At 70.9% G+C, this 22,196-nt stretch carries 21 protein-coding genes; 13 read left to right on the top strand and 8 right to left on the bottom strand.

What is annotated here, in order from left to right; all coding sequences use genetic code 11:
• Positions 1-62: 62 nt before the first annotated feature.
• Entirely contained in the window at positions 63-3,500 is a 3,438-nt protein-coding gene (locus tag ABC766_RS05105; RefSeq protein ID WP_345821384.1) for an SbcC/MukB-like Walker B domain-containing protein, read from the top strand.
• Between the two features lie 230 nt (positions 3,501-3,730).
• Here the strand turns inward: ABC766_RS05105 and ABC766_RS05110 are convergent, their stop codons facing one another.
• Positions 3,731-3,946, bottom strand: coding sequence for a hypothetical protein (locus ABC766_RS05110; protein WP_043352013.1), 216 nt, complete (start codon positions 3,944-3,946; stop codon positions 3,731-3,733).
• 414 nt (positions 3,947-4,360) lie between these two features.
• Between ABC766_RS05110 and ABC766_RS05115 the strand changes: the two genes are divergently transcribed.
• From ABC766_RS05115 to ABC766_RS05125, 3 genes are read left to right on the top strand one after another with little or no spacing between them, the layout of a single operon-like run.
• Entirely contained in the window at positions 4,361-5,491 is a 1,131-nt protein-coding gene (locus ABC766_RS05115; protein WP_345821385.1) for a S1C family serine protease, read from the top strand.
• A complete protein-coding gene (locus ABC766_RS05120) occupies positions 5,488-5,751 on the top strand; it encodes a hypothetical protein (protein WP_111474123.1) in 264 nt (87 codons plus the stop codon). Before ABC766_RS05115 ends, ABC766_RS05120 begins: the two co-directional genes overlap by 4 nt.
• Before the next feature lie 3 nt (positions 5,752-5,754).
• Entirely contained in the window at positions 5,755-6,513 is a 759-nt protein-coding gene (locus ABC766_RS05125) for a J domain-containing protein (protein WP_345821386.1), read from the top strand.
• Positions 6,514-6,617: 104 nt separating this feature from the next.
• On the opposite strand, the gene ABC766_RS05130 is transcribed toward ABC766_RS05125, so the two are convergent.
• Positions 6,618-8,087 (bottom strand): D-alanyl-D-alanine carboxypeptidase, encoded by a 1,470-nt coding sequence (locus ABC766_RS05130; protein ID WP_345821387.1) that lies wholly within the window; start codon positions 8,085-8,087, stop codon positions 6,618-6,620.
• Positions 8,088-8,960: 873 nt separating this feature from the next.
• On the opposite strand from ABC766_RS05130, the gene clpS reads away from it, so the two are divergent.
• The 4 genes from clpS to ABC766_RS05150 all read left to right on the top strand — a co-directional run bounded on the left by clpS (position 8,961) and on the right by ABC766_RS05150 (position 13,610).
• Positions 8,961-9,347 carry an ATP-dependent Clp protease adapter ClpS gene (gene clpS / locus ABC766_RS05135; RefSeq protein WP_182592132.1) on the top strand — a complete coding sequence of 129 codons (387 nt, stop codon included), beginning with the start codon at positions 8,961-8,963 and terminating at the stop codon, positions 9,345-9,347.
• 37 nt (positions 9,348-9,384) lie between these two features.
• Positions 9,385-11,874, top strand: coding sequence for an ATP-dependent Clp protease ATP-binding subunit ClpA (gene clpA / locus ABC766_RS05140; protein ID WP_345821388.1), 2,490 nt, complete (start codon positions 9,385-9,387; stop codon positions 11,872-11,874).
• Positions 11,875-11,965: 91 nt separating this feature from the next.
• Positions 11,966-12,250 (top strand): hypothetical protein, encoded by a 285-nt coding sequence (locus tag ABC766_RS05145; protein WP_043350748.1) that lies wholly within the window; start codon positions 11,966-11,968, stop codon positions 12,248-12,250.
• A gap of 61 nt (positions 12,251-12,311) precedes the next feature.
• The gene (locus tag ABC766_RS05150) at positions 12,312-13,610 is read left to right on the top strand and encodes a flavin monoamine oxidase family protein (protein ID WP_345821389.1); all 1,299 of its coding nucleotides are present in this window, start codon (positions 12,312-12,314) and stop codon (positions 13,608-13,610) included.
• 51 nt (positions 13,611-13,661) lie between these two features.
• On the opposite strand, the gene ABC766_RS05155 is transcribed toward ABC766_RS05150, so the two are convergent.
• Genes ABC766_RS05155 through egtB form a run of 3 tightly spaced genes read right to left on the bottom strand, consistent with a single transcriptional unit; the run spans position 13,662 to position 17,009 of the window.
• Positions 13,662-14,726: an adenylate/guanylate cyclase domain-containing protein gene (locus ABC766_RS05155; RefSeq protein WP_345821390.1), complete on the bottom strand. Its 1,065-nt coding sequence runs from the start codon at positions 14,724-14,726 to the stop codon at positions 13,662-13,664.
• Positions 14,727-14,747: 21 nt separating this feature from the next.
• Positions 14,748-15,722 (bottom strand): L-histidine N(alpha)-methyltransferase, encoded by a 975-nt coding sequence (egtD, locus tag ABC766_RS05160; protein WP_345821391.1) that lies wholly within the window; start codon positions 15,720-15,722, stop codon positions 14,748-14,750.
• Positions 15,723-15,740: 18 nt separating this feature from the next.
• The gene (egtB, locus tag ABC766_RS05165) at positions 15,741-17,009 is read right to left on the bottom strand and encodes an ergothioneine biosynthesis protein EgtB (RefSeq protein WP_345821392.1); all 1,269 of its coding nucleotides are present in this window, start codon (positions 17,007-17,009) and stop codon (positions 15,741-15,743) included.
• A gap of 263 nt (positions 17,010-17,272) precedes the next feature.
• Between egtB and murI the strand changes: the two genes are divergently transcribed.
• Positions 17,273-18,148: a glutamate racemase gene (murI, locus tag ABC766_RS05170; RefSeq protein WP_043388640.1), complete on the top strand. Its 876-nt coding sequence runs from the start codon at positions 17,273-17,275 to the stop codon at positions 18,146-18,148.
• Between the two features lie 121 nt (positions 18,149-18,269).
• Here murI and ABC766_RS05175 read toward each other — a convergent pair whose 3' ends face one another.
• Entirely contained in the window at positions 18,270-18,467 is a 198-nt protein-coding gene (locus ABC766_RS05175; protein WP_345821393.1) for a hypothetical protein, read from the bottom strand.
• A 477-nt stretch (positions 18,468-18,944) separates the two neighbouring features.
• Here ABC766_RS05175 and ABC766_RS05180 point away from each other — a divergent pair, with 477 nt between their 5' ends.
• From ABC766_RS05180 to ABC766_RS05195, 4 genes are all read left to right on the top strand, one after another.
• Positions 18,945-19,157 (top strand): hypothetical protein, encoded by a 213-nt coding sequence (locus tag ABC766_RS05180; protein ID WP_043350771.1) that lies wholly within the window; start codon positions 18,945-18,947, stop codon positions 19,155-19,157.
• A gap of 106 nt (positions 19,158-19,263) precedes the next feature.
• Positions 19,264-19,521, top strand: a complete 258-nt coding sequence (locus ABC766_RS05185) for a hypothetical protein (RefSeq protein WP_043350773.1) — start codon at positions 19,264-19,266, stop codon at positions 19,519-19,521.
• Between the two features lie 135 nt (positions 19,522-19,656).
• A complete protein-coding gene (locus ABC766_RS05190) occupies positions 19,657-20,298 on the top strand; it encodes a DUF47 domain-containing protein (RefSeq protein ID WP_053610957.1) in 642 nt (213 codons plus the stop codon).
• A gap of 15 nt (positions 20,299-20,313) precedes the next feature.
• Positions 20,314-21,300, top strand: a complete 987-nt coding sequence (locus ABC766_RS05195; protein ID WP_043388636.1) for an inorganic phosphate transporter — start codon at positions 20,314-20,316, stop codon at positions 21,298-21,300.
• Positions 21,301-21,357: 57 nt separating this feature from the next.
• Here the strand turns inward: ABC766_RS05195 and ABC766_RS05200 are convergent, their stop codons facing one another.
• On the bottom strand, positions 21,358-21,693 hold the full coding sequence (locus ABC766_RS05200; protein WP_345821394.1) for a GCG_CRPN prefix-to-repeats domain-containing protein: 336 nt from the start codon (positions 21,691-21,693) through the stop codon (positions 21,358-21,360).
• 69 nt (positions 21,694-21,762) lie between these two features.
• Positions 21,763-22,026 carry a GCG_CRPN prefix-to-repeats domain-containing protein gene (locus ABC766_RS05205; protein WP_345821395.1) on the bottom strand — a complete coding sequence of 88 codons (264 nt, stop codon included), beginning with the start codon at positions 22,024-22,026 and terminating at the stop codon, positions 21,763-21,765.
• Positions 22,027-22,196: the final 170 nt, after the last annotated feature.

The raw sequence follows: 22,196 nt of genomic DNA on the forward strand, positions 1-22,196 counted from the left end.
CGCGGCCGAGTCCGGCCAACTGGGCCGAACATTCCTCGCCACCGGCCCGACCCACCCACATCGTGTACGTCCTCACCGACATCGCCATCTCCAACTGGTACCTGATCCGCCGCGAGCAGATCCGGCTGCGCGGTGCCGCCGCGCTGGTCGGGCCGACGGGGGCCGGGAAATCGACGATCTTCGATGCGGTCGGCACGGTGCTGGCCGGCAACAACGCCAGCCGCCTCGCCCTCAACGCCTCGGCCTCCGGGCGCAGCGCCCGAACCGTGCGCGACTATTGCTTGGGCTGGATCAGCGACCCGGCGGAAGGCGGCCGCCCGACCCGGGAATCCTGCGAGACCGTGCTGGTCCTGGTCTTCGAGAATCCCGATTCCGGCCGCGTGGTCTCGGTCGGCCTCGCCCTGGCCGCTCGGGCCGTGGAGCCCAAGGAGACGGTGCTCTCGCGCTTCATCGCGGTCGGGCACCGGTTCGAGGTCTCCGACTACGCCCGCACCGCCCCCGGCGGCACCTATACGGCGCCCTGGAGCGAGATCGCCGCGGACCTGCGGGCCCGCGCGGCGAGCTTCACCGAGTACCGGACCTCCGGCGAACGCTTCACGGCCGATGTCCTCGCCACCCTGCGCGAGGGGGCGCCGTCGCCGGAGCCGCGCCACTTCCTGCGCAGCTTCGCCAACGCGGTGGCGTTCAAGCCGATCTTCGACACCAGCGCCTTCGTCCGCGCCTTCGTGCTCGACCCGGAGCCCCTGGACGTCGAGCGCGTGCGCCACTCCATCGCCAACTGGCGTCGGCTTCTGGAGACCATCGCCGAGCTGGAGAGCCGCCTCGGACGCCTGCGGCGCCTGCGCGACCGCTACGAAGCCTGGGGTGAGGCGGTCCTCGCTGCCGCGACGCACGAGCTGCGCGCGGCGAGCGCCGAGCTGCGCCGCCGGAGCCTCGACCTCATCGCCGTCCGGTCCCGGCTCCGGGAAGGCGCCGACACCCTGCGCATCGCCCGCGAGCGCGTCGCGGCGAGCCGCGGCTACGTCCGCGAGATCGACGGCGAGATCGCCGAGAAGAAGGCGTTGGCCACCGCGAGCGCCGCCGAGGGCCGGCTCGCCGCCTCGACGCTGGGCCTCTCCATGCTGGAGCGCGACCGGAAGGAGCTGATCGGCCGGATCGGCGATCTCGTCGGCCTCGTCGGGCAGATGGCCAAGCTCCAGCCGGTGGCCCCGATCCTGCGCAAGAGCTGCCCGCAGGCGGCCCGCCTCGCCGAGGCCTGCGCCCGGGCGGGCCTGCGTCGGGAATCCTCCCCCGAGGAGATCCTGCGCCCCGAGGGGCCGCTCGCCGAATTGGCCGACGGGCTGGTGCGCCTGCCCGATTTCGACGAGGCGCTGGAGCGGGCCGCCGAGGACGCGGCGCTGAAGGCCCGCGCCCAGGAGAGCGAGGCCGAGCGCACGGCGCCGCGCACCGGCGGCGGCCCGACCGCGCGCCTGTCCTCCGACACGGTGGCGTTCCGCGGCGAGCTGGAGCGCCGCGGCATCGACGCGGTGCCGATCTGCGAACTGGCCGAGATCGTCGACCCCACCTGGGGGCCGGCCCTCGAAGGCCTGCTGGGGCGCGCCCGCGAGGCCCTGGTGGTTCCCCCGGACCGGCTGAACGAGGCACTCGGCGTCCTGCAATCCGGCCGCGACCGGTTCCACCGCTGCATCCTGGTGAAGACCACCGACACCGCCAAGCAGCGGTCCCGCCGCTACGACGACGGTCCGCTCACCGTGATCGAGACCAGCGACCCGCACGCGGAGGCGTTCCTCGGCGTGCGGCTCGGCGGCTACGACCTCGCCCGGGACGACGCCGAACTGGCCCGCCTCGCCCGGGCGGTCGCCCCGAGCGGCCGGACCACGGCCGGGATGGCCTATTCGGTCACCCGCAGCGTCGACCTGCTGATGACCCGCGGCCATCGCGGGCCCACCGCCGACAGCCGCCGCGCCCACGAGATCGCCGTCGCCGAGGCGCGGCGCCTGCGCGGCGAGGCCGCGGTCCTGCGCGAGGCCGCCCGGACGGCGGCCGCGATCCGGGCCCGCGTCGCCCGGGGCCTCGACGACGTGGAGGCGCTCCGGGCCGAGCTCGACGGGCTCGACGGGCGGCGGCGCACGCTCCAGACCGAGCGAGAGGGTATCGAGAAGCGCGATACCGCCGGGCTCGCCGCCGAGATCGCGGCGCTGACCACCGAGCGGGTCGGCTACCTGCGGGAATTGTCGGAGGAGCTGGAGCCCAAGCTCGACCGCCTGCTCGCCGACGAGGCGGCGCTGCGCGCCCGGATGGGACCGGTGCGCGAAGCCGTCCGCGCCGCTCTGTCGGCCCGCCGCGCGGCCCTGCGCCAGCTCAGTGCCGGCGACGCCGCGCGGGTGCGCCTCGCCCGCGGCGAGCCCTTCGACCTCGGCGTGGTCGCCGAGGCGCGGCGGGCGCTGGCCGGCCTCGATGCCAAGGCGGCCGGATCCCGGGTGACCGCCGAGCGCGGCCTCGCCCGGGAGTCCGCCGAGGCCGCCCGCTCCCACGGGCGGATCGCCGAGCGGGAGCTGGCGGAGGCCTGCGCCGCCTGGCGGGTGGAGAACCCCCTCGCCTCCGGGGACGCCCCGGCGATCGACGGCTTCGCCTGGGTGCGGCGGGAATACGAGGCCGTGGAGGGGCACGAACTCCGCCGCTACAGGGCGCAGGCCGAGCGGGCCGAGGTCGAGATGCGCCGCCTGATGACCGAGGATCTGCTGACGCGCCTCGCCGACCGGTTCGAGCGGGTCCATGCCCGCCTCGCCGCCCTCAACGAGCGGCTCTCCGCGCGCAGCTTCACCGGCCAGACCTACGCGTTCGAGGCGGCGGTGGATCGCCGCTACGCCGCCGTGCACGCGCTCGCCACCGAGACCGCCCGCTCACCCGAGGCCGCGCAGGCGCTGCTCGCCGGCGAGGCGGAGGGGCAGATGGCGGCGGCGCTCGAGGAGATCACCGCGCTGATCGCCGGCGAGGAGGATGCGGCGCGGCTCGCCGATTACCGCAACTACTTCGTCTACGAGATCGGCATGCGCGACCGGGCGGGCAACCGCACCACGATGTCGGCCCGGGCGCTGCGCGGCTCTGGCGGCGAGGCCCAGGCGCCGTTCTACGTGGCGATCGCCGCCTCGCTGGCCAGCGCCTATTATCCGGGCGACCGGCCGGGCGACGAGAATCCGGGCCTGGGCTTATGCCTGCTCGACGAGGCCTTCTCGAAGCTCGACGTGCGCAACAGCCAGGCGCTGGTCGATCTGTACCGGGCCTGGGGGCTGCAGCTCCTGATCGCCGCCCCCGAGGACAAGCGCACCACGCTGACCGAGGTGATGGATACGATCGTGACGGTCTATAAGAGCCCGGATCTCACCTCGGTGCGGATCGAGGCCGAACATCCCCTCGAGGCCGCCCGGCGGGCGCTGCACGCGATCAACCCCGACCAGATCGGGATCGAGGGGTTTCGCCAGCCGGACGCGGCGGAGTGAGCGGCGCCGGGGTCGGCGCCTTCGGGCGATCAGAGCCCTCACGGTCGTGACGCGCGTCACGACCCTTGCCTTCGGGACGTTCGGAAACGTGGTGCTCGCGGTTGCTGCGCGCCGCGCGCCAGGACAGCCGCGCCGACGCCATCACCGGGAGGGCTCACCGAGCCCGCGCAGGGCCGGGGCGGGGCTCGCGCCGCCATCCCCGGTATCCCCGTTCTTCGTCGCGCCGGGCGTCAGTTCAGGTAGGTGCGGATCCAGTTCGGCGAGAGGATCTCGCCCTCTTCGGTGATGATCCAGGGCTGCTTGGCCGGGTCGGCCAGGGCACCGGCCGCGGCCGCGATCGCCTCGCGCAGGGTGTCGTAGCGCTCGGGCTGCGCGAGCGGGGCGCTCGCCGGGGCCGTGCGCCAGATCGTCAGATCCGCGGGCCGTTCCAGAGCTTCGGTTTCCATGGGTACTCGTCCTTCCGAACCGTTTTGGACCGTTCAGATCGCCGCCGCCGGACTGGGCCGAGGAGCGGTGGCGATCGAGGGTCTGAGCGTCAATGCAAGCATCTCTGCGGCAGCTTTGCGATCAATTCGGGCGGTTTTCGAAGCCAGCACCCGGTGCCGAGGCACGAGCGTGGGCGGGGTTCGGTGTTCCATGTCCGTATTGAGCACAGCTGAGCTGCCCTGGACTTGCGAGAATTGTGGCTCCTGAATGGTGACCATTTCGTTAGCCAGTCTGCACCGGTCGCCGACGTGCGCCAGAACACGTCAGGAGCCTGTCGGCGGCGGCGCCTCTCCGTGTTGACGCCCCGATCCTGAACGCGCACTTAAGGCTTCGCCCGTCGAGGGCCTGCCTTCGCGCTTCTTTCGGAGACACCCGTGCCGGATCGTACCGTGCGCATCGTCCTCGCCGCGGTCCTGGTCCTGCTGGCGCTCTACGTCGCCCAACCCTACCTGCAACCGCTGCTCTACTCCGCCGACACGCCGCGGGCGGTGATGGCCCGCGGCGATCTGGCGCCGGCCGAGACCTCGACCGTCGCGCTGTTCGAGCGCGCGAGCCCGTCCGTCGTTCACGTTTTCGCGCAGGGGGCGGCGCAGAACCGAGACCTGCTCGACCTCGACGACCAGGGTGGCGACCAGGGCGGGACGCAGACCGGCACCGGCTTCGTCTGGGACGGCGCCGGCCACATCGTCACCAACACCCATGTCGTGCAGAACGCCGCGCAGAGCGGCGGATCGGTCTCCGTCCGGCTCGGCGACGGCGAGGTGGTCCCCGCGACCCTCGTCGGCCTGGCGCCGTCCTACGACCTCGCCGTCCTGCAGCTCGGGCGGGTGCGGCACATGCCGCCGCCGCTGGCGATCGGCACCTCGGCGGATCTGAAGGTCGGGCAATCGGCCTTCGCCATCGGCAACCCGTTCGGCCTCGACCACACCCTGACCACCGGCGTGATCAGCGCCGTGCGGCGGCGCATGCCGACCAGCGAGGGGCGCGAATTGTCCGGCGTGATCCAGACGGACGCGGCGATCAATCCCGGCAATTCCGGCGGGCCCCTCCTCGATTCCGCGGGCCGGCTGATCGGCGTCAACACCGCCATCGTCTCGCCGTCCGGCGCCAGCGCCGGGATCGGCTTCGCGATCCCCGTCGATGTCGTCAACCGCATCGTGCCGGAGCTGATCAAGGCCGGCCGGGTGCGCAATCCCGGCATCGGCATCATCGCCGCCCAGGAGGCGGCCACCGCGCGGCTCGGCATCGACGGCGTTGTGATCGTGCGGGTGCTGCCCGGCTCCCCCGCCGCGCAGGCCGGGCTGCGCGGCGTCGACCCGCAGACCGGGGATATCGGCGACGTGATCGTCGAGGCCAACGGCCGCCCAGTCCATCGGCTCGCGGACCTGACGGCGGCCATCGAGGAAGCCGGCCTCGGCACCGGCGTGACCCTGAAGGTGGTGCGCGACGGCCGGATCCGGCAGGTCCGCGTCACCACGGCGGACGTTGCGGAGAACCGGCAATGACGCGCCTGCGCCTGGCCCTCCCCGTCATCGCCCTCCCCGTCATCCTCCTCGCCGGTGCGGCGCAGGCCGGCGAGCCGCCGGCGCGCGCGCGCCTCTGCCCGGAGAATCTGCCCGAGGGCGTGCGTCTCCCGCCGCAGCCCGGCTGCGACGCCGACATCCGCCCGCCGAAGCCGCGCCGTCCCGGCTTCTTCGACCTGGGCGACGGGACCAGCATCCAGATCGGCGGGAGCGCCTCCGCCACCTATGGCGTGCGGCGCTGAGCGATGGTGCTGTTTGCCGGCCTGCTCGCCTGCCTGACCCTGTGGTGGCTGTCCAAGAACGGCGGCCTCGGCCGACGGATCAGGCGCGGCCTCGGGGCGGGCCTCGGCTCAGCCCTCGGACGGATGCGGCTGCCGACCTTCGGCGCCTTCGCGCTGCTCGCCGCCGGGTTCCTGCTCCTGCGCGGGAACTTCGTCCTGGCGGCGCTTCTCGGGCTCAGCGGCGTCTGGTTGATCGAGGGGCAGGCCGCGATGACCGCGCGGCTCCGTCGCCTGATCCGGCCCGACCCCGGTCAGGGACCCCGCGATCCTGACGATCACCGCTTCCGCACGACCCTGATCGACGCGCTCCTGCGCCCGGACGGCAGCCTGCGCACCGGCCGCGTCATCGCCGGGCCAAGCGCCGGCACGTGGCTCGATGCCATGCCAACCGGTGCCGTGGTCGATCTGCTCCGGCTCTGCCGCCTTCGCGACGCCGCGGGCGCCGCCCTGCTAGAGCCGTATCTCGACCGCCGGGCGCCCGGATGGCGTGTAGACGCTGAGCGCGATCGCGACCCGCGGCCGCGCCGTCCGGCGAACCCAGGGACGATGACGCAGGAGGAGGCGTACCAAGTCCTGGGGCTTCAGCGCGGGGCGACCGCTGAGGAGATCCGGTCGGCCCACCGGTCTCTCATGAAGCGGGCTCACCCCGACCAGGGAGGCAGCGCCGAGCGGGCGGCGCGCGTCAACGCGGCCCGGGACAGGCTTCTGAACCGACATCGCTGAACTCCACGCGCGTTGTCAGAGAGATACCGATCGTCGGCCGCGGACGAACTCGGTCGCGGCCGTTCCGTGTCGGCGCGCGGGCGCGCCGGCCGGTCTCCGGAGCCTCAGCTCCGGGTGGCGAAGCAACTGAAGCCGCTGCGCTTCAGGGCCGAGCAGGCCTCCTGGGCGGAATCCTGCTCGGCGAAGCCCGAGAAGCGGGCCCGGAACAGCGTGGTGCCGCCGTGCTCGACCTTGACGGTGTAGGGTGCGGCCTTGGAGAGGCTGCCCCCCACCTTGGCACGCGCCTCAGAGAGCATCGACCGGGCCTTGCCCTCGTCGTCCATGGCCCCGAGCTGGATCACCCAGGCGGTGGGGACGACGCGGGCGCCGGAGACCGCCTTCGGCGGCTCGTCGCGCTCGAGGGAGGCCACCCGGGCCGTGGATTTGGACGCCCCCGGGAAGGGCGGCTGGGCATTGCCGCCGCCGGCATAGGCCTGGGCCGCCTTCGGGATTCCCTGCGGCCCGGGCTTCCAGGTGCCGCCCGGCGTCGTCGTCTTGGAGGGCGACAGGTCGAGGGGCTCGCCGGTGGTGCCGGTGGTCTCGACATCCTCGTCGTCGGCGGAGGCGACCTGCGTGCGGGTCCGCGAGACCGCGTCGGCGACGACTGCCGGGCGGGCGCGCTCGGCCACTTCGGTGACGGCGGGCGCGACCCGGGCGCCGGCATAGGCCCGCGGCAGGCTGGACCGGACGAGGTCGGCCATGATCCGGTCGCGGCTCGCGCCGGACTTGCCGCCGAGCACGATCGCCACGATCTGGCGGCCGTCGGACTTCGCGGCGGTCATCAGGTTGAAGCCGGAATCCCGGGTGTAGCCGGTCTTGATCCCGTCGACGCCCTGGACGTTGCCCAGCAGGTGGTTGTGGTTGCCGATCACCCGGCCGCGGAACGCGAAGGACCGGGTCTGGAAGTAACGGTAATAGCGCGGAAACCGGTCCTGGATCGCCTGGGCGAGGACGGTCAGGTCGCGGGCGGTGGTGAGCTGGTCCGGGTCGGGCAGGCCCGAGGCGTTGGCATAGCGCGTCCGGCTCATGCCCAGGGCATGGGCCTTGGCGGTCATCATCTGGGCGAAGCGCTCCTCGGAGCCGGCGATGTTCTCGCCGATGGCGCAGGCCACGTCGTTCGCCGACTTCGTCACGATCGCCTTGATGGCATCCTCGACCGTGATGGTCTGGCCCGGCCGCAGGCCGAGCTTCGACGGCGCCTGTGCGGCGGCGTGGGTCGAGATGGTCAGTTCGGAATCGAGGGCGAACTTGCCGCGCTCCATCTGCTCGAACAGCATGTAGAGCGTCATCACCTTGGTGATCGAGGCCGGGTGTCGCAGGGCGTCCTCGTTGACCGCGTGCAGGGTCTTGCCGCTCTTCACGTCCACGACCATCGCGGCGTAGGGCGGGTTGTAGCCGCCGGTGGCCCGGGCATGGTGTTGGTGCCGGCCGCGCCGGGCCTCGGCCGGCGAGGCCAGGGCCGTCAGGACCGCGGCGGCCAGGATCGCGGCCGGGAGCGCTGGAATCGTCCGGGAGCGGCCTACTACGCTACGCATCACGCCTGATTGCCTCGCGAGACCGGATCTGGCCGGTCGTATCCCCTGCAGAGCCTCCCGCCGATCGCGTGGCCCCGCTGCATCAGTGGAGAGTTAGGCAGGTGCAGTTACAGGCCCGTTAATGCGATCGCGGCGAATGCCGGATCGTGTCGTTCCGGCCATCGTTTACGGTCGATCGCTCGCGGACCGTCACCGGCCTGCCAACCCATGCCGGTTGCGGCCGACGGGTCTTACCCGCCCGAGCTTGACGCTGGCTGTCGCGCCGCACACTCTCGCGCCGATCCGAAGAGGTCGGTCACGGGTGGCCGGCAGGTTCGGCGGCGGTCTGGAGATCGGCGATGCAGAGGCCCCCTGCCCTTCCGTTGAGCCCGGTCGTCTCCGGCTTCAGAACGCCCCTTCATCGGTTCGGGATCGTGAGTCGGGCGGCCCAGACCCTCGGGATCACGTATGCCGACTCGTTCAAGACGGCGTTCGACGATCTCGGGGCTACCTCGCGGGCGCTGGCGGCGGCCCGCGGCCCGGCCGAACTCGTGGCGGTTCAGGCCGCATATCTGAACCGGGCCGGCGCGCGCCACGGCCCGCTCCGCCGCGGCCGGCGACATGATCCTCGGCCTCACCGGCGCATTTCTGCGGCCGAAGGCAGCGCTCGAAGGCGCGCCCCGTCCCGGATCGGCGCAGACGTGAGCCGCTGGCGCATGATCAGCGAGGCGGACAAGTGCGCACAGGCGTCTGGCGAAGTCGGCTCACCGTCTGTAGATTAACGGCCGTGGAGCCGAGCGCTGCTCCCGGCAGGCCAGGACTGGATCGGCCGTCAGGGCCGGCGGCGCCCGCTCCAAACGAGGGATCGGTTCGACGCACATGACACAGGTCCCCATGCAGGGCACCGCGAGTTCGACGAAGGTTCACTGGCCGGCGCGCACCGCGGTCACGGCGTCCGGTTCGCGCGCCCCTGGCGGCGACGACCGGTCCAACACGGCGATCATCACCCGCACCAAGCCGCGGACCAAGCGGCCGAGCCTGTACCGGGTACTCCTTCTGAACGACGACTATACGCCGATGGAGTTCGTGGTCCTGGTGGTCGAGCGGTTCTTCAACAAGAGCCACGAGGACGCCTACCACATCATGATGCACGTGCATCAGAACGGGGTCGGCGAGTGCGGCGTCTTCACCTACGAGGTGGCGGAGACCAAGGTGACGCAGGTCATGGACTTCGCGCGCAAACACCAACATCCTCTCCAGTGCGTTATGGAAAAGAAATAGGCGCCGCTCGCGGTAGGCACCCACACAGAGGCCAGCTTTGCCAAGCTTCTCACGCAGCCTAGAACAAGCTCTCCACCGCGCCCTGGCGCTGGCCGGAGAACGCCGGCACGAATACGCGACGCTGGAGCATCTCCTGCTCGCCCTCGTGGACGATCAGGATGCGGCCGCGGTCATGCGTGCCTGCAACGTCGAGATCGACACGCTCAAGCGCAGCCTGGTCGACTACGTCGACACGGAACTCTCCAACCTCACCGGGGACGGACGGCAGGACGCCAAGCCCACGGCGGGCTTCCAACGCGTGATCCAGCGGGCGGTGATCCACGTCCAGTCCTCCGGTCGCGAGGAGGTGACCGGCGCCAACGTGCTCGTGGCGATCTTCGCCGAGCGCGAGAGCCACGCCGCCTACTTCCTGCAGGAGCAGGACATGACCCGCTACGACGCGGTCAACTACATCAGCCACGGCATCGCCAAGCGCCCGGGCGCCTCCGAGGCGAAGCCCGTGCGCGGTGCCGAGGACGAGGGTGCCGCCGAGCGCCCGAGCGACGAGGGGGATCCCCGCGGCGGCGCGAAGAAGAAGGGCGACGCGCTCGACGCCTACTGCGTCAACCTCAACAAGAAGGCCCGCGACGGCAAGATCGACCCGCTGATCGGCCGCGAGACCGAGGTCCAGCGGACCATCCAGGTCCTGTGCCGCCGGCAGAAGAACAACCCGCTGCTCGTGGGTGACCCGGGCGTCGGCAAGACCGCCATCGCCGAGGGGCTGGCCCGCAAGATCATCCAGCACGAGGTGCCGGAGGTCCTGGCCGACGCGACCGTCTTCTCCCTCGACATGGGCACGCTGCTCGCCGGCACCCGCTACAGGGGCGACTTCGAGGAGCGCCTCAAGCAGGTGATGAAGGAGATCGAGGCGCACCCGAACGCCATCATGTTCATCGACGAGATCCACACGGTGATCGGCGCCGGTGCGACCTCGGGCGGGGCCATGGACGCGTCGAACCTGCTCAAGCCGGCGCTGGCCTCGGGCACGCTGCGCTGCATCGGCTCGACCACCTACAAGGAGTACCGCCAGTACTTCGAGAAGGATCGCGCCCTGGTGCGCCGGTTCCAGAAGATCGACGTCAACGAGCCGTCGATCCCCGACACGATCGAGATCGTGAAGGGCCTGCGCCCGTATTTCGAGGAGTTCCACAAGCTCAAGTACACGACCGAGGCCGTGAAGGCCGCGGTGGAGCTGTCGGCGCGCTACATCAACGACCGCAAGCTGCCCGACAAGGCGATCGACGTGATCGACGAGACGGGCGCCTCGCAGATGCTCGTGCCGGAGGCGCGCCGCAAGCGCACCATCGGCATCAAGGAGATCGAGGCGACCATCGCCACGATGGCCCGCATCCCGCCGAAGACCGTCTCGAAGGATGACGCGGTGGTACTCCAGCACCTGACCGAGAATTTGAAGCGCGTGGTCTACGGCCAGCCGAACGCCATCGAGGCCCTGACCTCGGCGATCAAGCTGGCCCGGGCCGGGCTGCGCGACCCGGACAAGCCGATCGGCTCGTATCTGTTCGCGGGCCCGACCGGCGTCGGCAAGACCGAGGCCGCCAAGCAGCTCGCCGCGTCGCTGGGCGTCGAGATGCTGCGCTTCGACATGTCGGAATACATGGAGCGCCACACGGTGAGCCGCCTGATCGGCGCGCCCCCCGGCTACGTGGGCTTCGACCAGGGCGGCCTGCTCACCGACGGGATCGACCAGCACCCGCATTGCGTGCTGCTCCTCGACGAGATCGAGAAGGCCCACCCGGACCTGTTCAACATCCTGTTGCAGGTCATGGACCACGGGAAGCTGACCGACCACAACGGCAAGCAGGTCGATTTCCGCAACGTCATCATCATCATGACGTCGAATGCGGGCGCCTCGGATCTGGCGAAGGCGGCCTACGGCTTCACCCAGTCGAAGCGTTCCGGCGACGACGTGGAGGCGATCAACCGGCTGTTCGCGCCGGAATTCCGCAACCGCCTCGACGCGATCATCTCGTTCGGCCATCTGCCGAAGGAGGTGGTGGCCAAGGTGGTCGACAAGTTCGTCCTCCAGCTCGAGGCGCAGCTCGCCGACCGCAACGTCACGATCGAGCTCTCGGACGAGGCCCGCGACTGGCTGGTGGAGCATGGCTACGACGACGCGATGGGCGCCCGCCCGATGGCCCGGCTGATCCAGTCGACCATCAAGACGCCCCTCGCCGACGAGGTTCTGTTCGGCAAGCTGAAGGATGGCGGTGCGGTCCGCGTGGTCGTGCGCAAGCCGGAGGATGCCGAGGCCAAGTCGGGCGCCAAGGACAGCCTGGGCTTCGATTTCCCGGCCGGCCCCGTCACGCCCAAGCCCGAGAAGGACGTGACCAACGCCGCCAAGCGCCACAAGCGGGCCAAGCCCCGCGCCGCGACGCGCAAGAAGACGCCGAAGGACAACAAGGGCGGCGGCGGCAGCTCGGGCGGCGGCGTCCGGACCGTGCCGAAGGTGCCACTCGTGCGCGCCTAATGGTGTGCATGCCGGCTGGCGGCCTTCCGGACTAGGGGCCGCCGGTCTATGACCGCCGCGACGCGAAAGCGCCGCGGCGAGGAGGCGCCCGATGACAGACAACCTGCACGAGGGACCCCTGTCCCCCGTCGCGCAGCCGGCGCCCCCCAAGAAGCTGACCCGGCGCGAGGAGCGGCGGCGGCGTCGTCAGCGGCGTCGGCGCGGCGAGGAGGTGCTCGCCTGGGTGCTCGTGCCGCTGATCTGCGTCGGCATCTACCTGGGCATCAGCGCCGGTTTCGACTTCTTCGGCACATCGCCCGGCCAGGTCTGGGACCAGCTGATGCAGGTCAAGGCCATGATGGAGAAGCGCTCGGGCAGCCCGGGGGCGCGCGGCTAGCGCACCGCTCTCGGTCCGCGCGCCGTGGACTGGAGCCTGGATGACTCCGAGCGGGTGCGCCATGAGACCGACCCGACGCACAGTCCTCACCTCCGCCTTCGTAGCGGCCCCGGCACTGCGCGCCTGGGCCCGCACCGGCCCGGTGGTCATCGTCGGTGCCGGGGCGGCGGGGCTGGCGGCGGCATCGGCGCTGCGGAGCGCCGGACGTAGCTTCATCCTGGTCGAGGCACGGGACCGGATCGGCGGGCGCGCCTTCACCGACACGGCGCTCGGTGCGGCGTATCCGTTCGATGCCGGCGCCGAGTATATCCACTGGGCCGAGCGCAATCCCTGGGCGCCCATCGCCCGGGCCGCCAAGGCCCGCTTCGCCGGCGAGGAAGGCTGGGCGCGCAAGCTCGTGATCGACGGTCGCCCCGCCACCGAAGCCGAGATGGCGAACCGGCGTGCCGGCTTCTCGGGGCTCGACGCGCTCCTCGTTCCGAAGGCAGCCGACATCTCGTTGGCGGAAGCGGCCGGAATCGGCGGCCCGATGGCCGTGCAGGCCGCGGCCGGCCTCAGCCGGCTCTCGCTCGGCGAGGATCCCGAGCGCGTCTCGGCCGTGGATTACGACCGGCTCTGGTCCGGCACGGACCTCTGGGTCGACGGCTACGGCGCCCTGGTGGCGCACCATTTCGCCGACCTGCCGGTGCGGCTCAGCTGCCCGGTTCACGCGATCGACTGGTCCGCACAGGACGTCCGCATCGAGACGGGGTGTGGCACCCTCACGGCAGCCGCGGTGATCGTGACGGTGCCGGTGGGCGTGCTGAAGGCCGGTCGCGTGGCCTTCACCCCGGCCCTGCCGGCCAGCACGCAGGCGGCTCTCGATGGATTGCGTATGGGCGCCTACACCAAGATCGGTCTGCGCCTCGACCCGGCGAAGCTCGATCCGGCGACCGTGGGTGATGCGGTGTCGCTGGCAAAGGGCGGACCGACGATCTACTTCGAGATGAAGCCGTTCGGCCGGTCCCTGACGGTGGCCAATCTCGGGGGCGATCTCGCCCGCGACCTGTGCCGCGCCGGCGAGGCGGCGGCCGTGGCGCTGGCCACAGAGCGCCTGGTCGCGATCCTCGGCGCGGACGCCCGGGACGCGGTCGTGGCGGGGCGGCTCGCCGGCTGGTGGACGGATCCGTACGCCCTCGGATCGTACGCGATCGTCGCCCCCGGCCACGCGGAGGCCCGGGACCGCCTGCGTGACCCGGTGGGGGGACGCGTGTTCTTCGCCGGAGAGGCGCTGGCCGGCGGCGGGGCCATGACGGTGGGCGGGGCCACGCTGGACGGCGCGCGCGCCGCCCGCGACGTTCTGAAGGCGCTGTCGACCTGAGAGGGCGCGCGCGCCGTCTCTGCCCTGGAGGCCGGACGGGACCGCCCGGCCTCAGCCCGCCGCGGCGCGGCTCGAAAGCGGCACGACCGGTGCCGCGCGGGAGGACCGTCGCCGGATCGCCGCCACAGCGAGGGGTTCGGCGCGCCCTCGCAGGGCATGGGCACCGAGATCGTCCGCAATCAGGTCGTCGGGCAGTTCTCCGATCCGGTCGAGGAGATCGGCGGAGACCAGCACGTGCACCCCGAGGGTCTTCGACAGGGCCTCGAGCCGCGCGGTCGTGTTCACGACGTCGCCGAAATACGCGATCTTGTGCCGCTCCAGCCCGATCTCGGCGGTGACCACCGGACCGCAATGCAGGGCGGCGCGGAATTGCGGGACTTGGCCGAAGCGGCTGCGCCAGCTTGCGCCCTCCGCGGCCAGACGCGCCTCGAAGTCGAAGACGCAGCGCAGGCAGGCCGCATCGCGCAATCCCCGGTCCAGCGGCCAGGTCACCAGCGCCAGATCGCCGATGTAATCGTCGATGGAGCCGCGGGCGCGCGACACCGGCAGCGCCAGGGCGTTGAACACTTGGCCGAGAAAGGCCTGGGCCTCCCGGTCGCCGTAGCGATCGGCGAAGTGCGTCGAGCCCGTCACGTCGAGGAACAGGAAGATGCGCTCCTCGCTGATCGGCCGGTGATAGCGCCCGATCAGCAGGTTGGCGAACACGCCGGGACCGATCAGGTCGCGGACGCGGAACACGAACACCACGAGGGCCGAGATGCCGAGCGCGTAGAGGAGGCCCGTATCGGTCATCAGCATCGCGTTCCGCGCGCTGTACATGAAGCGGAACAGCTTGTTCAGAACGGTGCTGGCGACCGCATTCCCGATCACGATCAGCCCGATATAGAGGGCCACTGTGGCGATCAGGAACAGCGGCGTCGCGAGGGCGCGGATGCGGTCGCGCAGGCGCGGGGCCAGCAGCCTGCGCTCGTAGAGCAGGATTGGCGTGCCGATGATCGCGCCGCGGATCGCCGCGCCGGTCAGGGGACCGACGTCGAAGAGCGTCCCGTAGAGCAGCCCCGCGAGCGCCCCCAATCCAGGCGCCACCAGGAGGAACCAGGGCGGCCCGATACGCATGGGGCGGCCCCGGCCTTGTCCTCAGTCCAGCCGGAGGGCGTGGACCGAGAAGAGCTGGTCCGGATCCGTCCAGACCTTCAGCCATGTCCAGCCGGCCCGCTCGGTGAGGGCGCGGAAGGTGGCCACTGTGTACTTGTAGCTGCTTTCCGTGTGGATCGTCTCGCCCGCCGCAAAGGCGAAGGTGTCGCTGCCGACCCGCACGGCCTGCGCGTCACGGGCCACGAGGTGCATCTCGATCCGCGAGGCGTTGGGGTTGAACACCGCCCGGTGGCTGAACGCGTCCGGCTCGAAGCGACCCGCGAGTTCCCGGTTGATCCGGGTCAGGAGGTTGAGGTTGAAGGCCGCCGTGACGCCCTGGGCGTCGTCGTAGGCATTCTCCAGAACCGCGGCATCCTTCACGAGGTCGACGCCGACGATCATGTGGGCGCCCGGGCCGAGGATCCGTCCGAAGCGGTGCAGCAACCCCTCGGCCTCGTGCGGATCGAAATTGCCGATGGTCGAGCCCGGAAAGAAGCCGGCCCGCGGGAGGCCGTCGAGACTGTCCGGCAGGTTGAAGTCCTGGGTGAAGTCAGCGACCACCGGTTCGACCCGCAGATGCGGAAAGTCGCCCCGGAGCACCTCGGCCTGCGCCCGCAGGAACTCGCCCGAGACGTCCACGGGCACATAGGCCGCGAGCGTGTCGAGATGGCCGAGCAGGCGACGGAGCTTGACGGTCGAGCCGCTGCCGAACTCGACCAGCGCCGCATGCGCGGGCAGCAGTGTCGCCATCTCCGGGCCGCTGGCCTCCAGGATGCCGATCTCCGTACGGGTCGGATAATATTCCGGAAGCTGGGTGATCTCTTCGAACAGAGCGGATCCGGCCGCGTCGTAGAAATACTTCGGCGAGAGCGCCTTCTGGGGTTTCGACAGGCCCGTCCGGACGTCGTCGAGGAACGACAGGGGCGCCGCGTCCAGCGTGACCGGCGTCGCGTCGGGGAAGGTGGGCTTGATGGTCAAGGGCAGCTCCGGAGGGCGTCAGGCGGCATCGGCCAGGCGCAGGCCCGTGAACTGCCAGCGCTGGTGCGGATAGAAGAAATTGCGGTACGGCAGCCGGGCATGACCCTCGGGTGTCGCCACCGACGAGCCGCGCAACACGAACTGGTTGGCCATGAACTTGCCGTTGTACTCGCCGAGGGCCCCCGGGAGCGGCCGGTAGCCCGGGTAGGGCATGTAGGCACTGCGGGTCCATTGCCAGACGAGGCCGAAGGCATCCGGCAGACCGCCGTCCCGGGCCGCGACCTCCCACTCGAACTCGGTCGGCAGGAACCGGCCGGCCCAGCGGGCATAGGCGTCGGCCTCGTAGTAGCTGATGTGGGTGACGGGCGCGTCGAGATCCACAGGCCGCTGGCCGCCGAGGGTCATGGTCGCCCACCCCTCCCCGTCCCGGTGCCAGTAGCCGGGCGCCTCCCAGCCCTCCGCCGGACCGGCATACCAGCCGTCCGAGAGCCACAGCTCGGGCTTGGCATAGCCGCCGTCCTCCATGAAGCCGAGCCACTGGCGGTTGGTCACCAGCGCCCGGTCGATGCTGCCGGCCGGGATCAGCGTCTCGTGGCGGGGGGATTCGTTGTCGAACGAGAACCCCTCTCCCGTGTGGCCGATCCAGGCGATCTCCCGGCGGAGCTCGACCTGACCGCGCTGCGCGTCTGCGTCCGGGAAGCGCCAGTCCGGATCGTAGGCGGGATTGAGCGGATTCTGCGCGAAGGCGTGGAGGATGTCGGTGAGGAGCAATTCCTGGTGCTGCTGCTCGTGATAGAGGCCGATCTCCAGGATCGGCAGCACCATCTCCAGGCCGCGATCGGAGGCTTGGCTCAGCAGGGTCTCGACGGCGCGGTCGATATGGGCCCGGTAGGCAGCGACCTCGGCCATGGTCGGGCGGGTGATCATGCCCCGCTGGATGCGCGGCTGCCGCGGGCCGGCCGCCACGTAGTACGAGTTGAAGAGGTAGTGTAGCCGCGCGTCGTAGATGGCGTAGCCCGGCAGATGCTCCCGCAGCAGGAACTGCTCGAAGAACCACGTGACATGCGCCCGGTGCCACTTGGTCGGGCTCGCATCCGCCATGGACTGGACCTGCTGGTCCTCGGGCGAGAGCGGTGCGGCGCGGCGCTCGGTCTCGTTCCGGACCTGCCGGAAGGCCGCGATCCACGCGGCGCGATCGATCGGTCGTGCGGTGACGGGCGGCGGCGGAAAGGCCGGTGCCCGGGGGTCGTGCGTCTCGTCCGGACGCAGTGCGGCCGTCGCTGCCATGACGATGATCCCCTTAATCCTGCCGCACCGAGAACCATTTCCTCGATTCCGGGCCGGCCGGCAGAAGATATGTCCCGGTTGCGGTCCGACAACCTCTTCGACGAGCATCGGCTCGGCGCAGCCGGTCTGGGGGCACTTCGCCGCGGACGCGTGGCGGTTAACGGAACGGATTGGGGATCGCGGATCTTTCTCTCGCCGCAGTGAGATCGCCTTAACCCTCACGGCCGAGATTTTGGGACGCTCTTCGAGGAGTCCGGGTTCTCATGCGGATCGATCTGATGGCCGGGGCCAGCCTGTCCGCCGCGGCGCTGCGCAGTGCCGCCGAGCCGACCATCCTGGTCTTCGATTCCGGGCTCGGCGGCCTCACCGTCCTCGACGCCGTGCGGCGCGCCCGCCCGGATGCCCGTTACGTCTATGTCGGCGACGATGCCGCCTTCCCCTATGGCCGGCTCGGGGAGGCGCCCCTCGTCGCCCGCGTCCTCACCGTGATGGAGCGGCTCGTCGCGACCCATAGGCCTGATCTCGTCGTGATCGCCTGCAACACCGCCTCGACGCTGGTGCTTCCGGCGCTCCGGCAGCGCTTCACGACGCCCTTCGTGGGCGTGGTGCCGCCGATCAAGCCCGCGGCCGAGGTGACGCGCTCCCGGATGATAACCCTGCTGGCGACGCCCGGCACGGTGGCGCGCTCCTACACGAGCGACCTGATCGCGACCTATGCCGGCGCCTGCGCGGTCACGCGGATCGGCTCGCAGAATCTCGCCGGCTACGCGGAAGCCGAGCTCGCCGGCGCGCCGGTGGACGATGCCGCCCTCGCCGCGGAGATCGCCCCCTGCTTCGTCACCGAGGCGGACGGCCGGCGCACCGACGTGATCTGCCTCGCCTGCACCCACTATCCCCTGCTACTTCCGCGCCTGCAGGCCGTGGCGCCCTGGCCGGTGACCTGGATCGACCCGGCCCCCGCCATCGCCCGGCGCGTCGTGCAGCTGATCGGCCCGCTCCCGCGCGAGGCGGACCGGCACGGCTCCGCGCTCGGCGCCTTCACGGCCGGAAGCTGCCTGACCGACGCCCTGCGCACAGCCCTCGCGGCCCGCGGAATCGGTGAGGTCGGCGTGGAGTCGATCCCGTTGCCGATGCAGTAGACGGGCACGGCGATCCCGGGCGCCACAACGGGCGCCTGAGCCCTGGGATGCGCATCCGCCCGCCGCCTCGCGTGAGCGCCGCCGGCCCGGCCCTCAGTACCGTGTCCGGCCCACGCGCCCCTCAGGAGGCGCTGAGGCCGGCGTCACGCGGCATGGTCGTCGACGGGGCTGCGGACGCATCGGCTTCGGTCGGAACGATCAGGTGGACGAACAGCATGCCGGCGGCGACGATCAGCGCGAGGGCGATGATCCGCCAGAGTTCGAGGATCGGCTCCTGAGCGGGCGCATCCTGGTGCGGCCTGTTGGTTTCGCTCGGCATCGCTTCCGCTTCTCCGCCTCTGACCATCCGGATCGGACACCCGGAGGATGAACGACCCGTAAATTCCGCCTTCGATCGCCGCGTCCGATCCGTTGCCGAAGGCCGGGGCCGGCTGCGTCAGCCGGGTCCGGGGCGCGGGTCAGAATCGTCTTCGCCGTGAAGACGATGATGGTGCGTTCGACCGGAAAGCGGATGATCGCCGTGTCGCACCGGAATGGGGCGACAGGTGGACGGCCGCGGCGCATGCGCGGTGCGTCACCGCACAGACGGAGGAGCCGGTCCGTCGGCCGCAGCGCGCCGACGGCGCCGACACGTTCAGGGACGATTTGGGCCAATGGCGGGCTTCGATCAGATGTCGAAAGCTGAATACAGCTCGATACTGGGCGTTGATCGCATTCGAGAGTATGGTTTAGCTTGATTCGTGATCGCCCGCGGGTCCGAGCGGCCTGCGGCGGGGCTCCGCTCCGGGAGTGCCTGATGTTCGAGAGCATGTTTTGGGGCGCGGCGCTCGTCGCGCTGATCGGGTCGGCCGCGATCGTGGCGATCGGGGCGAGCTTCCAGCCGGGCCTTAGCCGGAGGAACGAGGTGGATCCGCGCGTGCCGGATCCGCGCCGGACCTTCGGACGCAAGCGCCGGTGGCGGCGTCCGCCGCGGGTGGCACGGCGCATCGGGCCGCTCCCGATGCGGTGAGGGCCGCTGCACCAAAGACGTACATCTCCCGGCGACCATGCGCATGATAATCTCTGATGGACTGCGGGATCGCAGTGTTCACGCCGCGCGGGAGGGTTGGGGACTGATGAGCGTGCGTCAGATTTGTGATCAGGTTCGGATCGCCGAGCAGGCCTTCACTGCCGCCCTCGGCAACATGAAGGACGCGGGCCTGCGCGAGGCGCTGAGCCGCGAGCTTCAGGAAATGGAGAGCGCCGAGATCGAGGCCGGACAGGACGCAGCCTTGGCGCGGTCGGCGTCCTGGAAGCGGGTGAAGATGCTGCATGGCCTCGGTTACCCGGTGGATTTCGGCTGGCTTCACGCCTCCACGGGACAAGCCTGCTGAGCCGGGCGGCCGGAGGGCGATCAGCAACGGTCGATTGTATCCCGGCCGCCGGATCGGCCGGCGCTTTCGCCCGTTGTGCCTGCCGGGCGTTTTCGCGCCCGGCGGTTACCGCCGACCTCTCGACCCGGACACGACATGCTGGCTTGGTTTCGTGCCCTGATGCCGCGAGAGGACCGGTTCTTCGACCTGTTCGAGCGTCATGCCGCGACGCTCACGGACGGCGCCGCCGCGCTTCGGTCGCTCCTCGACGGCACGCAAGCCGTACCGGCGGCCTACGCGGCGATCGCGGCCCATGAGGATGCCGCGGACGCGATCACCCGGGAGGCGCTTCTGGCGGTCCGCCGGACCTTCATCACGCCCTTCGACCGCAGCGATATTCAGGCCCTGGTCGGGTCCCTCGACGACGCCATCGACCAGATGCTCAAAACCGCCAAGGCGGTCCAGCTCTTCGAGGTGACCACCTTCGAACCGGCCATGCGCGAGATGGGGGCGGTCATTCAGGAGGCCGCGCAGGTCACCGCCGAGGCCCTGCCGAAGCTGCGGGCGCTCGGCGAGAATGCCACCGCGCTGAACGGCCTGACCGAGCGCGTCATCGAGCTGGAGGGGCGGGCCGACGACCTGCACAATGACGGGTTGAAGGCCCTGTTCAAGGCGTCGGGACAGGACCCCATGGCCTTCATCGTCGGGTCGGAACTCTACGGCCACCTGGAGAAGGTCATGGATCGGTTCGAGGACGTGGCGAACCAGATCAGCAGCATCGTCGTCGAACACGTTTAAGCTGCAGGCCGCCGCGTGACATTCCTCATCGTCCTCATCGCCCTCGCGCTGGTCTTCGATTTCCTGAACGGGTTGCACGATGCCGCGAACTCCATCGCCACCATCGTGTCGACGCGGGTGCTGGCGCCCCGCTACGCCGTGTTCTGGGCGGCGTTCTTCAACTTCGTGGCCTTCCTGGTCTTCGGGCTCCACGTCGCCGGAACCGTGGGTTCGGGCATCATCGACGTCGCGGCGGTGGACGACCGGGTGATTCTCGGCGCGCTCGGCGGGGCGATCAGCTGGAACCTGATCACATGGTATGCCGGCATCCCGTCCTCGAGCTCGCACGCCCTGATCGGCGGCCTGCTCGGCGCCGGCATCGCCAAGGCGGGGTTGGGCGTGATCGTCTGGCCCGGCGTGATCGCCACCAGCGCCGCCATCGTCCTGTCGCCGGCCCTCGGCTTCGCCCTCGGCCTGGTGCTGATGCTGGCGGTCTCATGGATCTTCATCCGCTCGACGCCGCACGCGGTGGACGGGCTGTTCCGAGGCCTGCAATTCGTCTCGGCCTCGCTCTACTCCCTCGGCCACGGCGGCAACGACGCCCAGAAGACCATGGGCATCATCGCCGCCCTGCTCTACGCCCACGGCGAGAGCGGGGCCTTTCATGTGCCACTCTGGGTCGTGCTGTCCTGTCAGGGCGCCATGGCGCTCGGCACCCTTCTGGGCGGCTGGCGCATCGTCCACACGATGGGCTCGAAGATCACGCGCCTGACGCCCCTGCAGGGCTTCTGCGCCGAGACCGGAGGCGCCGCGACCCTGTTCGCCGCAACAGCCTTCGGCATCCCGGTCTCGACCACCCACACGATCACCGGCGCCATCGTCGGCGTCGGGGCTGCGCGCCGGGTCTCGGCGGTCCGCTGGAACGTGGCGCAGGGCATCGTGATCGCCTGGGTGATCACGATGCCGGCCGCGGCCCTGGTCGCGGCCCTAACCTACGCGGCATCGGGCCTCGTGCTGCCGTAAGACAGCCTGCGAACCGGTCGCGGCCCTGCGACGGGCGGGGCCGGATCCGGCGCGGGGTCACCAGCGGTGATGCCAGCCGCTGTGATGCCAGCCGCGGTGCCAACCGCCGTGCCAGCCACCATGCCAGCCGACACGGCGGAAGCCGCCCCAGCGGGAGCCGCCGTGCAATGCGAACCGGCGGTGCCAGCCGTAGCGGTAGCCGTAATGCCACCGGTAGCCGACGCGCCGATAGGCCGGGACGTAGACCACCGGACCGTAGCCGAGGTTCGGCCGGCACCAGCCGTAGATGTTGCGGTGAAAACCGGGCCCGCAGCCGTCGCGCGCCTCGGCGCTCGAACCGGCCATCAGGACTCCCGCGGCGAGCGCCACGGGCATGACGAGGGTACGGATCATGACTCACTCCATGGGCGTCCGGCCCCGAGGCCGGACGAGGGACAGGGTGCGATCAGGCGATGCGGCGGCTCAGTTCGGCCAGCAGCGGCGGCCGTAGGGACCGATGTGGAAACCGGCCGGGCAGGAGCGGCCGCGGACATAGCCGCCCCATTGCCCGCCGGTCCGGCAGCCGCCGTAGGGGCCGCGATGCCCGTAGGGGCCGCAGCCGCCGTAGACCTGCATGATCCGGGCGCCGTCGAAGCCGGTGGCGACCGCGTCCTGGACCAGGGGCAGCGCCGAGGCGGGCACCGCGAGGCTGGCGAGGAAGGCGGCCGGTGCGAGGCTCTTCAACATCGATGATCTCCTTCTGCTCGATCGGGCTGGCGCGGCCTCTCGGCCGACGGCCCGCGCCGGGGCGGGGTATTGGCCGCGGCGTATGAGCGAAGGTTCGTCCCTGCGCGCTTCCCGGATGTGACCGGGATGCGCCGTCCTGTAACGTTGTGTAACCGCCGGTTGCGCGGCCG

It is taken from the genome of Methylobacterium fujisawaense (genome assembly GCF_039619325.1).
Lineage (GTDB): Bacteria > Pseudomonadota > Alphaproteobacteria > Rhizobiales > Beijerinckiaceae > Methylobacterium > Methylobacterium fujisawaense.

Bases quoted from the DNA above. Each gene is read 5' to 3' on its own strand.
- ABC766_RS05190 (WP_053610957.1), top strand. From the start codon at position 19,657: ATGCTGGCTTGGTTTCGTGCCCTGATGCCGCGAGAGGACCGGTTCTTC.
- ABC766_RS05180 (WP_043350771.1), top strand. From the start codon at position 18,945: ATGTTCGAGAGCATGTTTTGGGGCGCGGCGCTCGTCGCGCTGATCGGG.
- ABC766_RS05125 (WP_345821386.1), top strand. From the start codon at position 5,755: ATGGTGCTGTTTGCCGGCCTGCTCGCCTGCCTGACCCTGTGGTGGCTG.
- murI (WP_043388640.1), top strand. From the start codon at position 17,273: ATGCGGATCGATCTGATGGCCGGGGCCAGCCTGTCCGCCGCGGCGCTG.
- ABC766_RS05185 (WP_043350773.1), top strand. From the start codon at position 19,264: ATGAGCGTGCGTCAGATTTGTGATCAGGTTCGGATCGCCGAGCAGGCC.
- ABC766_RS05155 (WP_345821390.1), bottom strand. From the start codon at position 14,726: ATGCGTATCGGGCCGCCCTGGTTCCTCCTGGTGGCGCCTGGATTGGGG.
- clpS (WP_182592132.1), top strand. From the start codon at position 8,961: ATGCAGGGCACCGCGAGTTCGACGAAGGTTCACTGGCCGGCGCGCACC.
- egtB (WP_345821392.1), bottom strand. From the start codon at position 17,009: ATGGCAGCGACGGCCGCACTGCGTCCGGACGAGACGCACGACCCCCGG.
- ABC766_RS05145 (WP_043350748.1), top strand. From the start codon at position 11,966: ATGACAGACAACCTGCACGAGGGACCCCTGTCCCCCGTCGCGCAGCCG.
- ABC766_RS05130 (WP_345821387.1), bottom strand. From the start codon at position 8,087: ATGCGTAGCGTAGTAGGCCGCTCCCGGACGATTCCAGCGCTCCCGGCC.
- ABC766_RS05110 (WP_043352013.1), bottom strand. From the start codon at position 3,946: ATGGAAACCGAAGCTCTGGAACGGCCCGCGGATCTGACGATCTGGCGC.
- ABC766_RS05205 (WP_345821395.1), bottom strand. From the start codon at position 22,026: ATGTTGAAGAGCCTCGCACCGGCCGCCTTCCTCGCCAGCCTCGCGGTG.
- ABC766_RS05120 (WP_111474123.1), top strand. From the start codon at position 5,488: ATGACGCGCCTGCGCCTGGCCCTCCCCGTCATCGCCCTCCCCGTCATC.
- ABC766_RS05200 (WP_345821394.1), bottom strand. From the start codon at position 21,693: ATGATCCGTACCCTCGTCATGCCCGTGGCGCTCGCCGCGGGAGTCCTG.
- ABC766_RS05150 (WP_345821389.1), top strand. From the start codon at position 12,312: ATGAGACCGACCCGACGCACAGTCCTCACCTCCGCCTTCGTAGCGGCC.
- ABC766_RS05175 (WP_345821393.1), bottom strand. From the start codon at position 18,467: ATGCCGAGCGAAACCAACAGGCCGCACCAGGATGCGCCCGCTCAGGAG.